General features: G+C 72.7%; 1 protein-coding gene (only partly in view). It reads left to right on the forward strand.

The annotated features are described in order from the left end of the window. Nucleotides 1-17,571, forward strand: the 5' portion of a protein-coding gene (locus ACFYTQ_RS16300; RefSeq protein ID WP_387361390.1) for a non-ribosomal peptide synthase/polyketide synthase. It continues 9,507 nt past the right edge of the window; the window shows 17,571 of its 27,078 coding nt (coding positions 1-17,571); the start codon lies at nucleotides 1-3; its stop codon lies off the right edge, out of view.

The raw sequence follows: 17,571 nt of genomic DNA on the forward strand, positions 1-17,571 counted from the left end.
ATGTCCGACCACAGCCATCCGACCACGTTCCCACTCACCGCGGCGCAGCGCGCGATCCGAATGCTCCAGCGGCTGTCCGGCTCGACCCCGATGACGAACGCCCTCGCCGTGGAGCTGGCGGGTGAGCTGGACGCGGATCTGCTGGCCGAGGCGTTCCGCCGGGCGCTGGACGAATTCGAGATCGCCCGCACCCGCATCGTCGAGATCGACGGCGAGCCCGCGCAGACCGTGGCGGCGTCCGCGCCCGACCCGGTGCGGCGGCTCGACCTCACCGGCGAGCCGGATCCCGTCGCGGCGGCCCGGGAGTGGATGCGATCGGAGTACCGCGCGCCGGTCGACCCGCTGCGGGATCCGCTGGTGGCCGGGGCGCTGCTGCGGGTCGGCGAGCGGCGCTGGTTCTGGTATCTGCGGGCCCATCACATCGCGATGGACGGGACCGCCGCGATGAACATCCTGAGTCGCGCGGCGCGGCTGCACACCGCGGCGCTGACGGGCGAAAGCCTCGCGCCACAACGGATTCGGTCGATCGGCGAGATCGTCGACGCGGACGCGCAGTACCGGAGCTCGGAGCGTTTCGACGAGGACCGCGCGTTCTGGTCGAAGTATCTGGCCGAGTTGCCCGAACCGGTCACCCTCGCCGCGCGCGGCGCGCTGGCCGAGGAGCATCCGCTGGCCGTCGGCGGCGTGCTGTCCGCGGAGTGCAACGCCGCCCTGCGGACCGCCGCCCGGGCGGGTTCGGGCGGTCCGGCGGTGCTGGTCGTCGCCGCGGTCGGCGCGTTCCTGGCCCGCACGACCGGCGCCGAGGAGGTCGTGCTGAGCCTGCCGGTCTCCGCGCGCGTGACCGCGTCCATGCGGCGCTCCGGCGGGATGGTGGCCAATATCGTGCCGTTGCGGATCGCGGTGCGCCCGGACGCCACGGTCGGCTCGCTGGTCGAGGCGGTGCGGCGCGAACTGCTGGAGGTGGCCCGGCATCAGCGCTACCGGCACGAGGATATGCTGGCCGACTCGGAAAGCGTTGCGCGGCACCGGCATCAGGCGTTCGGGCCGATGGTCGACCTGATGATCCTCGACACCGAACTGGTCGTCGGCGGGCACACCGGACGCCTGGAGGTGCTGAGCCCGGGGCTGATCTCGGATCTGTCGGTGAACGTGTACCCGGCCGCGGGCATCGGGAGCACGCGGGTGGACTTCTTCGCCAACCCCGCCGTCTACACCGGCGACGAACTCGCCCGGCACCATCGTCGTTTCCTCGCCTTCCTCGACGATTTCGCGCACCGCGCGGCCGAAGACCCCACGGCCCGGGTCGATTCCGTCGACCTGCTCGGGGACGAGGAACGACGGCTGCTGGCCGCCTGGGGCGACGGCGGCCCCGGCCCGGGGGAGCGGACCCTGCCCGAACTGTTCGCGCGGGCCGCCGCCGAACATCCGGATCGGCTCGCGGTGGGCGACGGCGCGCGGGAGTGGACCTACCGGGAGCTGGACGAGCTGACCAACCGGTTCGCGCGGGCGTTGATCGCCGTCGGCGCCGGGCCGGAAACCGTGGTGGCGCTGGCGCTTCCGCGTTCGTCGGCGTGGGTGCGGGCGGTGTGGGCGGTCGCGAAGACCGGCGCCGCGTTCGTCTCGCTCGATCCCGGCCATCCGGTCGAACGCAATCGCGGGATTCTGGCGGACTGCGGCGCGAAACTGGTTCTGGCCGAGTCGTTTCCGGCGGACTTCGGCATCCGGGTACTGGATCCCGACCGGATCGACCTGTCGTCGCACGACGCCGCGCCGATCACCGATGCCGAGCGACGCGGTCCGGTGCGGCCGGGCAATATCGCCTACATCGTCTACACCTCCGGCTCGACCGGCGTGCCGAAGGGCGTCGCCGTCACCCACGCCGGGATCGCCGGGGTCGCCGCCGCCCAGCTCGACCATTACCGGGTCGACGCCCGCTCGCGCGTATCCGCCGTCGCCGCACGGACTTTCGACGCCGCCGTCCTGGAGCTGCTGCTCGCGGTCCCGGCGGGCGCGGCCCTGCTGATCGCCCCGCGCGACGTCTTCGCCGGGCCGCCGCTCGCGGAGTTCCTGCGCGCGCGGCGGATCACCCACGCGTTCCTGTCGCCGACCGTCGGGCTCTCGGTCGACCCCGAGGGGCTCGACGACCTCCGCGTCCTGCTGACCGGCGCCGAGGCATGCCCGCCCGCGCTGGTCCGCCGGTGGGCCGGAACCGACGCCGTCGGGCGGCGCGAGCTGTACAACATGTACGGGCCCAGCGAGGCCACCATCTGGGTGACCGACGCCGGGCTGCGGCCCGGGGATCCGGTGGCGCTGGGCGCGCCGCCGCCCGGTGTGCGGCTGCTGGTGCTCGACGGCTGGCTGCGGCCCGTCCCGCCCGGCGCGGTGGGCGAACTGTACGTCTCCGGTCCCGGCGTGGCCCGCGGCTACCTGAATCGGGCGGGGCGCACGGCGTCGTCGTTCGTGGCCGACCCGTTCGGCCCGGCCGGGTCGCGCCTGTACCGCACGGGTGATCTCGTGCGCTGGGAGCGCGGTGCGCTGATGTTCGTGGGGCGCGCGGACTTTCAGGTCAAGATCCGCGGGCAACGGCTGGAACTCGGCGAGGTCGAGGCGGCGCTGGCCGAGGCGGACGCGGTGCGTCAGGCCGTGGTGACCACCCACGACGGCGTGCACGGAATACGGTTGGCCGCCTACGTCACCGCCGCCCCCGGCCACACTCTCGATCCGGTCGCGGTGCGGCGGGCGGCAGCCGATCGTCTGCCCGGGTACATGGTCCCCGACACCGTGACCGTGCTCGACGAGTGGCCGCTCACCGCGAGCGGGAAGGTCGATCGCCGCGCGCTGCCCGCGCCGCCGGCGCCGGTCTCGGACTACCGCGCCCCCGCCACGGCCGCGGAGGAGGCCGTGGTCGCGGCGTTCGCGGAGGCGCTCGGCGTCGAACGGGTCGGGGTGGACGACGACTTCTTCGCCCACGGCGGGAATTCCATTACCGCGACCCGGGTTTCGTCCCGGCTGAGCGCCGCCACGGGCCGCGACGTCGGGGTGCGGGACGTGTTCGACGCGCCGACCGCCGCCGAACTGGCGCGGCTGCTCGACACGCGCGCGACCGGTCCGGTGCCGGAGCGGCCCACGCCCCGGGAGCGGCCACGGCACGTGCCGCTGTCGTACGCGCAGGCGCGCATGTGGTTCGCCGACCGCTTCGAACCCGGCGCCGCCACCTACAACATCCCGTTGGCGCTGCGGCTCACGGGACCGCTGGACCGGGCGGCGCTGGCCGCCGCGCTCGCCGACGTGGTCGCGCGGCACGAGACGCTGCGCACCCGCTACCCGGATGTGGACGGGGTGCCGTACCAGGAGGTGCTGCCGCCGACGGCCGCCCCCGACCTCGTGCGGCGCGATATCGATCCGGCCGAACTGGACGCCGCGGTGGCGGCGGAGGCCAGGCGCGGATTCGATCTGTCGGTGGATCCGCCCTTGCGTGCCACCGTGTTCCGATGCGGCGCGCACGAGCACGTCGCGGTGTTCGTGGTGCATCACATCGCCGCGGACGGCTGGTCCATGGATCCGTTCCTGCGGGATCTGACGGTGGCGTACACGGCGCGGCGCGCCGGACGGGAGCCGGACTGGGCCCCGTTGCCCGTGCAGTATGCGGATTTCGCGCTGTGGCAGCGGGAACGACTGGGTGAACCCGACGACCCCGACAGCGTGCTCGCCACGCAATACCGTTACTGGGCAACGGAATTGGCCGACGCGCCGCAGCCGACCCGGCTGCCGCTCGACCGGCCCCGCCCGCCCGTGCCGAGCAGGCGCGGCGACGCCGTGGAGTTCACCGTCGAACCGCCGCTGCGGGCGGCGTTGCACCGGCTGGCCCACGACCATCAGGTGACGGTGTCGATGGTGACGCAGGCGGCGCTGACCGTGCTGCTGTCGCGGCTGGGGGCGGGCACCGATATCAGCATCGGCGGCCCGATCGCCGGACGCACCGACGAGGCGCTGCACGACCTCGTCGGATTCTTCGTCAACACCTGGGTGCTGCGCGTGGACCTGTCCGGCGGCCCGCGCTTCGCCGAGGTGCTCGACCAGGTCCGGCGAAAGGCGTTGGCGGCGTACGCGAATCAGGACGCACCGTTCGAGCGGCTGGTGGAGCTGCTCAACCCGGTGCGGTCCACCTCCTACAATCCGCTGTTCCAAGTGTCGCTGGCGGTGCGGGACACGGCGCTGCCCGCCGTCGACCTGCCCGGTGTGTGCGCCGCATACCTGACCGCCCCGACCGGGACGGCCAAGGACGATCTGCACATCGATCTGATCGAGGCGCCCGCCGCGTCGGCGCTCGCCGGCCGCGTCGAATACGCCACCGATCTGTTCGACCGCGCCACCGTCGCCGACTTCGCCGAGCGATTCCTGCGGGTCCTGCGCGCGGTGACGGCGGAACCGTCCGCGTCCGTGCTCGATATCGAGCTGCTCACGCCCCGCGAGCGCGAAGCACTACTCGCACAGGCGGTTTTGCGGACCAACACCGCACCGGATACGACGGTGGTGGGGGAGTTCCGCGCGCGGGCCGCCGCCCGGCCGGACGCGATCGCGCTGCGCTTCGAGGGCGGCCGCCTCACCTACGCGGAGTTGAACGCCCGATCCGACCGCCTCGCGCGTGAACTCGCCGACCGGAGCGTGCGCCGGGGCGAGCTGGTGGCGATCGCGCTGCCGCGCTCCCCGGAGGTGGTCGTGGCCCTGCTGGCCGTGCTGAAGGCGGGCGCGGCGTATCTGCCGATCGACCCCGAATACCCTACGGCGCGTATCGAATTCATCCTCTCCGACGCGGATCCGCGAATCGTGCTCGGCACGGCGGAGACCGTCGCGGCCCTGCCGCTGGCCGATCGGGCGCGACTGTGCCTGGACGCCGTCGACCTCGGTCACGGCGATCCGTTCGAGCGGGCCGACATTCCCCGTCCGGGCGACGCCGCCTACGTCATCTACACCTCCGGCTCCACCGGGCGCCCGAAAGGCGTTGTCATCGACCATGATTCGCTGCTGAACATGGCGCGGCACGCGTGGCCCGGCGGGGCGGGCGAACGGGTGCTGCTGCATTCGTCGATGGCCTTCGACGCCTCCGCCTACGAGATCTGGCCCGCGCTGGTGGCGGGGACGACGGTGGTGATCGCCGCGCCGGGACGCCTCGAGGTCACAGAGCTGGTCGGGCACGACGTCACCGCCGTCTTCCTGACCACGGCGTTGTTCGAGCTGCTGGCCACCGCCGGACCCGAGGTGCGGGCCGATACGGTGCGTCAGGTCGTCACCGGCGGCGACGTGCTCGGCCCGGCGACGGTGGCACGGTTTCGCGAGCGCTGGCCCGGCGTCGAGATCGTCAACGCCTACGGCCCCACCGAGAACACCGTGGTGTGCGTGGCGACCGGCCCGCTCACCGACACCGTGTCGATCGGCCTGCCGGTGCCGAATGTGCGGGCCTACGTGCTGGACGAGCGGCTGCGACCGGTCCCGGTCGGCGTGGCGGGCGAGTTGTACCTCGCGGGAGCGCAGGTCGCGCGCGGATACCGCGACCGGACCGGGCTGACCGCCGCGCGCTTCGTGGCCTGCCCGTTCGTCGCGGGCGAGCGCATGTACCGGACCGGTGATCTGGTGCGCTGGACGCGCGCGGGGACGCTGGAGTTCGCGGGCCGGACCGACGATCAGGTGAAGATCCGCGGCTACCGGATCGAACCCGGCGAGATCGAGGCCGTGCTGCTCACCCATCCGGCGGTCACGCAGGCCCTGGTCGTCCCCCACGCGGACGGCGACCTCGCGGACAAGCGGCTGCTCGCGTACGTGGTGGCGGATCCGCCCGCCCCGGCCCTCGCGCGGGACCTGCGGCGATTCGCGGCGGATCGCCTGCCGGACTTCATGATTCCCGCGGCGATCACGGTGCTGGCCGAGTTCCCGTTGACCCCCAACGGCAAGGTGGACCGGCGGGCGCTGCCCGAACCGGTCTTCGCGGCGGACGACCGGCGCGCCGCGTCCACCCCCGCGGAGGAACTCGTGGTCGCCGTCTTCGCCGAGGTGCTGGGCCTGGACCGGATCGGCGTCGACGACGACTTCTTCGCCGCGGGCGGGCATTCGCTCTCGGCGACCCGGGTCGCGGCGCGGGTGAGCGCCGCGCTGGGCGTGCCCGTGGGCGTGCGGGACGTGTTCGAGGCGGCGACCCCCGCCCGGCTCGCGCGGTCCTGCGCAGACCACGCGACCGGGGCGCGGCGGCCCGCGCTCACGGCCCGCCCGCTGCCGGAGCGAATGCCGTTGTCCTACGCCCAATCCCGGATGTGGTTCCTCAACCGGTTCGAGGGCGCGGCGGCGACCTACAATATGCCCGTCGTGCTGCGGACGCGGGGCGATCTCGACCTCGCGGCGCTGGGCGCTGCACTCGGTGACGTGGCGGCCCGGCACGAGACGCTGCGGACCGTGTTCCCGGACGTCGACGGGGAGCCGTATCAGCGCATCCTCCCCGCCGCCGAGGCCGTACCGTCGCTGGCGACGCGCGCGATCGACCCCGCCGACCTCGAGCCGACCGTCACCGAGCTGGTGCGGCGCGGCTTCGAGCTGGCCACCGAACTGCCGTGGCGAGCGACGGTGCTGCACACCGGTTCTCGCGAACAGGTGCTCGTGCTGGTCGTGCATCACATCGCGGCCGACGGCTGGTCGGCCGCGCCGCTGGTGCGGGATCTGTCCGCCGCCTACGCCGCCCGGCGCGAGGGCCGCGCGCCCGAGTTCGCGCCGCTGCCGGTGCGATACGCGGACTACACCCTGTGGCAGCGGGACCACCTCGGCGACGAATCCGATCCGGACAGTCCGATGGCGACCCAATTCCGTTACTGGCGAACGGAATTGGCGGACGCGCCGCGAACGGTCACCCTGCCTGCGGATCGGCCGCGCCCGCCCGTGGCGAGCCACCGCGGCGATATCGTCGAATTCGGCCTCGACGCCGAGCTGTACGCGGCGGTGCGGCGGCTGGCGCGCGAGCGGCAGGTGACGGTGTCGATGCTCATGCAGTCCGCGCTGGCGGTGCTGCTGTCCCAGCTGGGCGCGGGCACCGATATCAGCATCGGCGGACCCATCGCCGGACGTACCGACGAGGCGCTGCACGACCTCGTCGGGTTCTTCGTCAACACCTGGGTGCTGCGGGTCGATCTGTCCGGCGGCCCGCGCTTCGATGAGGTGCTCGCGCAGGTCCGCGGCAAGGCCCTGGCCGGGTACGAGAATCAGGACGCGCCGTTCGAGCGGCTGGTGGAGGCGCTGCACCCGGAACGGTCGGCGGCGCATCACCCGCTGTTCCAGGTGTCGTTCGCCTTGCAGAACAATCCGCTGCCCGAACTGCGCATGGCCGACCTCGCCGTCGAGTACGTGCCGACCGGTACGGGGACCGCCAAATTCGATCTGCACGTCGACCTGACGGAGAACGCCGCCGCCGCGCCGCTCGCGGGCCGGATCGAATACGCCACCGACCTGTTCGACCGCGACACCGTCGAGGATCTCGCCGCCCGGTACGTGACCCTGCTGCGCACCGTCACCGCCGAACCCGAGGCGCCGATCCACCGGATCGATCTCCTCGCCCCCGGCGAACGCGAACTGCTGCTGCGGGATCGGAACGACACGGCGCTGCCGCTGCCCGCCGAACCAACGCTCACCCGGCTGTTCGCGCGGCGGGTGGCGGCGGCCCCGGACGCGGTGGCCGTGCTGGCCGGGGATACGAGGCTGACCTACGCGGAACTCGCGGAGCGCGCGGATCGGTTGGCGCACAACCTGATCGAGCACGGCGTGGTCCGCGGTTCGGTGGTCGCGGTGGCGCTGCCCCGGTCGGTGGATGTGGTGGTGGCACTGCTGGCGGTGGTGAAGGCGGGGGCGGCGTATCTGCCCATCGATCCCGAATACCCCTCGGCCCGTGTCGAATTCATTCTCCGAGACGCCGCACCGCGGCTCGTGCTCACCACCGAGCGGACCGCCGCGACCCTGCCGCTCGACGGGCACGCGCACCTGTGCGTGGACGCCGTCGCGGGCGGCGACGGTGCCGTTCCCGACGTCTGCGCGCCCGGCGATGCCGCGTATGTGATCTACACATCGGGGTCGACCGGTCGCCCGAAAGGCGTTGTGGTGGAACACCGGGCCGTGGTGAACATGGCCCTGTCGGGGTGGCCCGGCGGCGCGGGCGAGCGGGTGCTGTTGCAGTCTTCGCTGGCCTTCGACGCGTCCGCCTACGAGATGTGGCCGGTGCTGCTGGCCGGGTCGACGCTGGTCGTCGCGCCCGCGGGCCCGCTCGATCCGGTCGTGCTGGCGCGGACCGTCGCCGACCACGGCGTGACGACCCTGTTCGCGGCCACCGCGTTGTTCGAGGTTCTGGCGACGGCCGGGCTCGAGACGAACTCCCTGCGCCAGGTGGTCACGGGTGGGGACGCGGTGAGTCCGGCGGCGGTGGCCCGATTCCGGGAGCGGTGGCCCGGCATCGCGATCGCCAATGCCTATGGGCCCACGGAGAATACGGTCTGCGTCACCACCTACGCCGTCCCCGGCGATTTCGCGGCCGATCGGGTGCCGATCGGCACGCCGGTGCCGAATGTCCGTGCCTACGTGCTGGATTCGTGGCTGCGGCCGGTGCCGCTCGGCGTGCCGGGCGAATTGTATGTCAGCGGAACCCAATTGGCGCGCGGCTACCTCGGACGGCCCGCACTGTCGGCGGCCCGCTTCGTGGCCTGCCCCTTCGGTTCCGGCGAGCGCATGTACCGGACCGGTGACCTGGTGCGCTGGACGCGGGCCGGGGTGCTCGAATTCGCGGGCCGCGCCGACGATCAGGTCAAGATCCGCGGCTATCGGATCGAGCCGGGTGAGGTGGAATCCGCCCTGCTGACCCATCCCGCGGTGACGCGGGCCGTGGTGATCGCCCGCGGCGCGGGTGCCGCCGACAAACAGCTGATCGCCTACGTCGTCCTCGCCCGGCCCGACGTCACGCCGGACGAGATCCGCGGATTCGTGGCAGATCGCTTGCCGCGCTTCATGATTCCCGCGGCGATCGTGCCGCTGGACGAACTTCCCCTCACCCCCAACGGCAAGGTGGACCGCCGCGCCCTGCCCGACCCGCGGCCGACGGTCGCGAGCCATCGCGCGCCGTCGACCGTACTGGAGGAGATCGTCGCGGGGATCTTCGCGGAGGTACTCGGCCTCGACCGCGTCGGCGTGGACGACGATTTCTTCGCCGTCGGCGGCCACTCCCTCTCGGCGACCCGGGTGGCCGCCCGGCTGACCGCGACCACGGGCACCGAGGTGGGGGTGCGGGACGTCTTCGACACGCCCACCCCCGCCCAACTGGCCGCCTCGATGTCCGCCCGCGCCGGAACCGGCACGCGCCCGGCCCTGCTCGCGACCCGCGAACGCCCGGAGCGCCCGCCGCTGTCGTTCGCCCAGCTCCGCATGTGGTTCATCAACCGCTTCGAACCCGACTCCCCCCTCTACAACGTCCCATTGGTTGTTCGCCTCACCGGCCCGTTGGACACCGCCGCCCTCACGGCCGCCTTCCTCGATCTCCTCGCCCGCCACGAAACCCTCCGCACCACCTTCCCCGACATCGACGGCGAGCCCTACCAGCGTGTCCTTCCGGTCGAGGCGCTCGCCGCGTCCCTCCCGACGGCCGCCCCGCCCTTCGCCGAGTCGGTCGCGGTGTCCTCGTCCGAATCCCGCGCGCCCGAGGGGGCGGGGCCGACATCCATCCCGGCATACGCCGTCGAGCCCGGGGAGGTGGAGGCGGCGATCGCGAGCCTGGTCGGCCGCGGCTTCGATCTCGCCTCCGAACCGCCGGTGCGAATCACCGTGCTGCGGACCGGAACTCGGGAACACCTGCTGGTCGTGGTGCTGCATCACATAGCCGCGGACGGGTGGTCGGCCGCACCGCTCATGCGGGATCTGTCGGCGGCCTATGCCGCCCGGCGGGCCGGGCGGGATCCGCGGCTGCCCGCGTTGCCGGTGCGGTATGTCGATTTCACGCTGTGGCAGCGGGAGAGCCTCGGCGCGGAGGCCGATCCGGACAGCCCGATGGCGCGCCAATTCCGGTACTGGCACGAGGAATTGGCGGACGCGCCGCAGCCCATCACGCTGCCCCTCGACCGGCCGCGCCCACCCGTGGCGAGCCATCGCGGCGACACCGTCGAATTCACGGTCGACGCCGCGACCCACGACGCGCTGCGGCGCGTCGCCCGCGAGCGGCAGGTCACGGTGTCGATGCTCACGCAGTCCGCGCTGGCGGTGCTGTTGTCCCAGCTGGGGGCGGGCACCGATATCAGCATCGGCGGTCCCATCGCCGGGCGCACGCACGACGCGCTCGACGAGCTGATCGGGTTCTTCGTCAATACCTGGGTGCTGCGGGTGGACCTGTCCGGCGGCCCGCGCTTCGATCAGGTGCTCGCGCAGGTGCGCCGAAAGGCGTTGTCCGCCTACGAGAATCAGGACGCGCCGTTCGAGCGGCTGGTGGAGGCGCTGCACCCCGAGCGGTCGGCGGCGCATCACCCGTTGTTCCAGGTGTCGTTCGCGGTGCAGGACAACCCGCTGCCCGACCTGCGCCTGGCCGACCTCGAGGTGGAGTTCGTCCCCACCGACACCGCCACCGCCAAGGTCGATCTGCACGTCGATCTCCGGCCGATCGGCGCGGAGCTGGCGGGCCGGATCGAATACGCCACCGACCTGTTCGACCGCGAGACCGTCGAGGACATCGCGCAGCGGTACCTGACCGTGCTGCGCACCGTCACGGCCGATCCCGCGATCCCGCTCCCGCGCATCGAGATCCTCACCCTCGGCGAGCGAAATCGCCTGCTGCGCACATGGAATGCGACGGCCGCGCCGCTGCCCGCCGAGGCCACCCTGCCGGACGTGTTTCGTCGGCGGGTCGCGGCGCACCCCGACGCGGTGGCGGTGGTGTCCGGGAACGAGCGGATCACCTACGCCGAGCTGGCGCGGCGCGCGAGCGGACTGGCCGTCACGCTCGCCGGGCGCGGCGTGCGCCGGGGCGAGTTGGTGGCCGTCGCCCTGCCGCGATCCCCGGAGGTGGTGGTCGCGCTGCTGGCGGTCGCCGAGGCGGGTGCGGCGTATCTGCCCATCGATCCCGAATACCCCAGCGCGCGTATCGAATTCATCCTCACCGACGCCGCGCCGCGGCTCGTTTTGACCACGACGGCGACGGCCGCGCGGCTCCCGATCGCCGACGATTCGGCTCTGTGTCTGGACGACACGCACCCGGACGCGGCCGGGAATCCCGTCGTGATCGAACCGCCCGGACCCGCCGACGCCGCCTACATCATCTACACGTCGGGTTCGACCGGACGCCCGAAAGGCGTCGTGGTCGAGCATCGTGCCGTGGTGAACATGGCCCGGTACGGCTGGCCCGGCGGCGCGGGGGAGCGGGTGCTGTTGCGGTCCTCGCTGGCCTTCGACGCGTCCGCGTACGAGATGTGGCCCGTCCTGCTCGCGGGCGCCACCCTCGTGGTCGCGCCCCCCGATCTGCTCGATCCGATCGCATTGCTGCGCACCGTGTCCGAGCATCGCGTCACGACGATGTTCGCCGCTACCGCCCTGTTCGAGGTCCTGGCCGCCGTCGAGCCCGAGGCGACGGGCGATTCGCTGCGGCAGGTCGTGACCGGCGGCGACGCCCTCGGCCCCGGCGCGGTCGCGCGCTTCCGGCAACGGTGGCCCGGCGTCGCCATCGCCAACGCGTACGGGCCGACCGAGAACACGGTCTGCGTGACCACCCACATCCTGCCCGCCGACTTCGACGCCGACCGGGTGCCGATCGGCGCGCCCGTGGCGAATGTCCGTGCCTACGTGCTGGATTCGTGGCTGCGCCCGGTCCCGGCCGGTGTCGCGGGCGAATTGTACGTCGCGGGAACGCAACTGGCGCGCGGTTACCTGGGCCGCGCGGCGCTGTCGGCCGCGCGCTTCGTGGCCTGCCCCTTCGGCACCGGGGAACGCATGTACCGGACCGGTGATCTGGTGCGCTGGACCCGTGGCGGCGTGCTGGAATTCGCCGGACGCGCCGACGATCAGGTGCAGATCCGCGGCTACCGGATCGAACCGGGCGAGATCGAGGCGGCCCTGGCCGCGCATCCGGCGGTCGCCCGCACGGTGGTCGTCGCACGCGGCACGGGCAGCGAGCGGCAACTGGTCGCCTATGTCGTCCTCGATCCCGCGGCGTCCGGGATCGGTGCGGGCGAACTCCGGGAGTTCGTGGCGGCCCGGCTGCCCGGTTTCATGGTCCCGGCGGTCATTGTGCCACTCGAGGAGTTCCCGCTGACCCCGAGCGGCAAGGTGGACCGGCGCGCGCTGCCCGCACCGCGGCCCGTCGCCTCGACCTACCGCGCGCCCGCCACGGCATTGGAGGAATCCGTCGTCGCGGTGTTCGCCGCCGTGCTCGGTGCCGAGCGGGTCGGCGTCGACGACGACTTCTTCGCGCTGGGCGGACATTCGTTGTCCGCCACCAGGGTTGCCGCCCGTCTGTCCGCCGCCATCGGCGTCCGCGACGTCTTCGAGGCCCCCACCCCCGCCCGTCTCGCCGCCCTGCTGGCCGGGCGTTCCACCGCCACCGACGCCCCCGCCCTGACCGCGCGGAAGCGCCCCGACCGGGTGCCGTTGTCGTTCGCGCAGCAGCGCATGTGGTTCATCAACCGGTTCGAACCCGAGTCGGCGGCCTACACCATCGCCCTCGCGCTGCGCCTGACCGGACCGCTCGACATCGACGCGCTCACGGGTGCGCTCGGCGATCTCGTGGCCCGGCACGAGAGCCTGCGCACCGTGTTCCCCGACGAGGCGGGCGTGCCGTATCAGCTCGTCCTGCCCGTCGACGAGGCGGTGCCCGCGCTCGAGCTGAGCGAGGTCGCGCCCGAGGCGGTGGCGGCGACGGTGGCGGCATCCGTGCGTCGCGGCTTCGACCTGGCGACGCGGCCGCCGCTGCGAATCCGGTTGTTGCGCACCGGTTTCGACACGCATGTCCTGCTGCTCGAGCTGCATCACATCGCCGCCGACGGGTGGTCGCTGGCCCCGCTGGCGCGGGATCTGTCGCGCGCGTACGCCGCGCGCCGGGCCGGACGCGGCCCCGACTGGGAGCCACTGCCGGTGCAATACGCGGATTTCGCGCTGTGGCAACGGGAAACCCTCGGCCTGGACTCCGATCCGGACAGTGTGCTCGCGGCCCAACTCGACTATTGGACACGGCAACTGGCGGGGGCGCCGGATCGGCTGGAGCTGCCCACCGATCGGCCGCGACCCGAGATCGCCTCGCAGCGCGGCGACACCCACGAATTCGCGTTCGACGCCGAACTGATCGAGCGGGTCCGGGAAACGGCTCGGGCGCAGGGTGTGACGGTCTTCATGCTCGTTCACGCGGCGCTGGCGCTGGTGCTGTCGCGCGCGGCGGGCACCGGGGATGTCACGATCGGCACGCCGATCGCGGGTCGCGGCGCGGCCGCCTTGGACGACGTCGTCGGCATGTTCGTCAACACGCTCGTGCTGCGCACCCGCGTCGACGAGTCCGAATCGGGCGCGCGACTGCTGGACCGGGTCCGGCGTGTGGATCTGGACGCCTTCGCCCACGCCGACGTTCCGTTCGAGCGCGTGGTCGACGCCCTTGATCCGCCGCGCGGCCAGGCCCATCATCCGGTGTTCCAGGTGATGCTCGCGTTCCAGAACATCGACCTGGACCCGGAACCCGTGCGGCTGGCCGACCTCGAGGTCACCCCGTTGCCCGTCGAACTCGGCATCGAACGCTTCGACCTCACCGTCACCGTCGCCGACCTCGAGCCCGGCACTCGCGGTGCGGTTCCCGTGCACATCGGCTACGCCACGGACCTGTTCGACCGGACCACCATCGAGGCGTTCGGACGGCGGCTCGAGCGCGCGCTGCGGGCGCTGGCGGCCGACCCCGCCGCACCCGTGCGCGCGATCGACGTGCTGGAGGACACCGAACGAGAGTTGGTGCGGCGGTGGGGAGACGGCGGGGAGCCGGGTCCGCCGGTCCTGCTGCCCGAGATGTTCGTCCGGGCGGCCGCCGACCACGCGGACCGCCCCGCGCTGGCCGACGCGACCGGCGAGTGGACCTACCGGGAGATCGACGACTGGTCGAACCGGTGCGCGCGGGCGCTCATCGAGGCCGGAGCCGGACCGGAAACGACTGTCGCCGTGCGCATTCCGCGTTCCGCGAGCTGGGTGCGGGCGGTGTGGGCCGTGGCGAAGACCGGGGCCGCGTTCGTCTCCCTCGATCCGGCGCACCCGGCGGAACGGAATCGGTTCGTCCTCGCCGACAGCGCCGCCACGCTCGTCCTGGTCGACGGCGAGAACCCTTCGGAGACAGAGCTTTCCGAGCGAGTCGAGCTCGTCCTCGATCTCGCGCGGCTCGATCCGTCCCGGTACAGTCCCGCGCCGCTCACCGACGCGGACCGGCGTGGCCTCGTACGCCGGGACAATACCGCGTATTTGGTGTACACCTCCGGCTCGACCGGCGTGCCCAAGGGCGTCGCCGTCACCCACGCCGGGCTCCGGGCCGTTCCGCTCGGACAGTATCCGTGGTGCCGTCTGGACGCCGACTCCCGCGTCTGCGCCGTCGCCACCCGCACCTTCGACGCGTCCATCCTGGAGCTGTTCTCGGCGGTCACCGTGGGCGCGCTGCTGGTCGTGGCACCCGACGACGCCTACGCCGGGCCGCCCCTGACCGAATTCCTCGCGAGCACCGGGGCCACGCACGCCTTCCTGACCCCGGCCGTGGCCGCCACCCTCGACCCGCACCGGCTCGACGCCCTGCGTGTCCTGTTCACCATCGGCGAGGCGGTGCCCCCGGGCCTGGTGACCCGCTGGTGGCACACCGACACCGCCGGAAAACGCCTGGTGCACAACCTCTACGGCCCCAGTGAGGCCACCGTCTTGGTGACCGGCGTCCCGCTGTCCCCGGACGCGCCCATCGCCATCGGCGGCCCCCTGTCGGGCGTACGGTTGCGCGTACTGGACGCCTGGCTGCGCCCCGTTCCGCCGGGCATCGCGGGCGAGCTGTACCTGTCCGGCCCCGGTGTGGCACGCGGTTACCCGAACCGCATCGCCACCACCGCAACGGCTTTCGTCGCCGATCCGTTCGGGCCGCCCGGATCGCGCATGTACCGGACCGGGGATCTCGTGCGCTGGGTGCCGAGCGACGGGGCCGGGACACTGATCTTCTTGGGCCGCACCGACTTTCAGGTCAAGATCCGCGGACAGCGGCTCGAGCCGGGGGAGATCGAGGCGGTGCTCGCGGCCACCGAGGAGGTCAATCACGCGGTGGTCGTGGTGGTCGACGGTGGGCGGCTGGCGGCCTATGTCACCCCGGCACCGGGATATTCGCCGGATCCGGTCGCGGTGCGGCAGGAGGCGGCGCGGCGGCTGCCCGCGTTCATGGTGCCCGACAGCGTGACCGTGCTCGACGAACTGCCGCTCAACCCGAGCGGGAAGGTCGATCGGCGGGCGCTGCCGGACCCGCGGCCCACCGCGTCCGTCTCGCGCGCACCGGCCACCCCCGCCGAGGAGATCGTGGCCGCGGTGTTCGCCGAGGTGCTGGGCCTCGAGCGGGTCGGGGCCGACGATGACTTCTTCGCCCTGGGCGGGGACAGCATTCTGTCGATCCAGGTGGTCGCGCGGGTGAAGGATCGCGGGCTGGTGTGCACGCCGCGACAGGTGTTCGAGGCGCGCACGGTCGCCGGACTGGCGCGCGTGGCCGAGTCGGCCACGGCGGCACCGGTTCCGGCGGAACCGCCCGGCGGCGGCGTCGGGGAGATGCCGGTGCCGCCCATCGTGCGATGGATGGTCGAACGCGGCGAGTTCCGGCGCGTGAACCAGACCGTCGTGCTCACCGCCCCCACCGGACTCGACCACGCGAGTCTCGTGGCGTCCCTCGCCGCGGTGATCGACCGGCACGACATGTTGCGCGCCCGGCTGTGGCGCGACGAGGAGGACTGGCGGCTCGAGACGCGCGCGCCGGGCACGGTGGACGTGGCCTCGCTCGTGCGGCGGGTCGAGGTCAGGGCGGCGGACCGGGAGCGTCTCGCCGTCGCCGCGACCGAGGCCGCGCTCGATCGGCTCGACCCCGCCGAAGGCATTGTGCTCCAGGTCGTTTGGCTCGACCCGGTCGAACCCGATGTGAGCGGGCATGTGATCGTCGTCGCGCATCACCTCGTGGTGGACGGTGTCTCGTGGCGGATCCTGCTGCCCGATCTCGTCGCCGCCTGGCGGGGCCGCGCGCTGGCACCGGTGGGCACGTCCATGCGGCGCTGGACGCACGGGCTGGCGGCCGAGGCCGAATCACCGGGCCGCACAGCGGAATTGGCGCTGTGGCAGCGGATGGCCGAGGGGCCGGACCCGCTGCTGGGTTCGCGTTCGGTACCGTCCGCCGACCCGAACGCTATGCGGCTGCGGCGAATTCGACTCACCCCCGAGATCACCGAGGCGCTGCTCACTCACGCGCCAGCCGCCGTGCACGGCGACATTCAGGACGTGCTGGTGGCCGCGCTGGCATTGGCCGTGACGCGCTGGCGGTCGCGGCGCGGGGTGAGCGAGCCGTCCACCCTGCTGCGCCTGGAGGGCCACGGGCGGGAGGAACAGGTGCTGCCGGGCGCGGATCTGACCGCGACCGTGGGCTGGTTCACCACCATGTACCCGGTGCGCATCGATCTCGCCGGGATCGATCTCGCCGACGCCCACGCGGGTGGTACGGCGATCGTACGGGCGGTCAAGAGTGTCAAGGAGCAGTTGCGAGCGATCCCCGACCACGGGATCGGCTACGGGTTGCTGCGATACCTCAACAGCGAGACGGCGCGGTCGCTTTCGGGTCCCGTCCCGGGACAGATCGCCTTCAACTACCTCGGCCGCTTGGCGACCGGTGAACGGGGAGCGGGCGATTTCGCGCTCACCGACGAACTGGGCGAGGTCACGGCCTTCGCCGCGGGCGCGGCTCCGACGACGGCGGCTCTGGACGTCACCGCCGTCGTCACCGACGGGATCCTCTCCGCCACTTTCGGTTTCACCGAGACGATCCTCGACGGCGCATCGGTCGACGAACTCGCCCGGCTGTGGGCGGACGCGGTGACGGCCGTCGTCACCCGGCTGGCCGATCCGCGCAGCGGCGGCCACACCCCGTCCGACTTCCCGCTGGTGCGCGCCACCCAGGCCGATATCGACGGCTGGGAGGCGGCCCACCCGCGCCTCACCGATGTCTGGCCGCTGTCACCGTTGCAGTCCGGACTGCTGTTCCATGCCCGTCTGGCCGATGCGGCCACCGATGTGTACACGGTGCAATTGGCGCTCACCCTCACCGGCGTCGTGGACGCCGCACGGCTGCGCCGCGCCGCGAACGCGCTGCTCGACCGGTACTCGAATCTGCGGGTCGCGTTCGAGACCGACGCCGCCGGAGAACTCGTCCAGATCGTCGCCGAACAGGTCGAAATGCCTTGGCGCACCGTCGATCTTGTCGGCATACCGGACGCCGACCGCGCGCTGACCGCCGAGATCGATCGCGACAAGGCCGAGCCGTTCGCCGTCGACACC

It is taken from the genome of Nocardia sp. NPDC004068 (assembly GCF_042874315.1).
In the GTDB taxonomy this organism is placed as follows: Bacteria; Actinomycetota; Actinomycetes; order Mycobacteriales; family Mycobacteriaceae; genus Nocardia.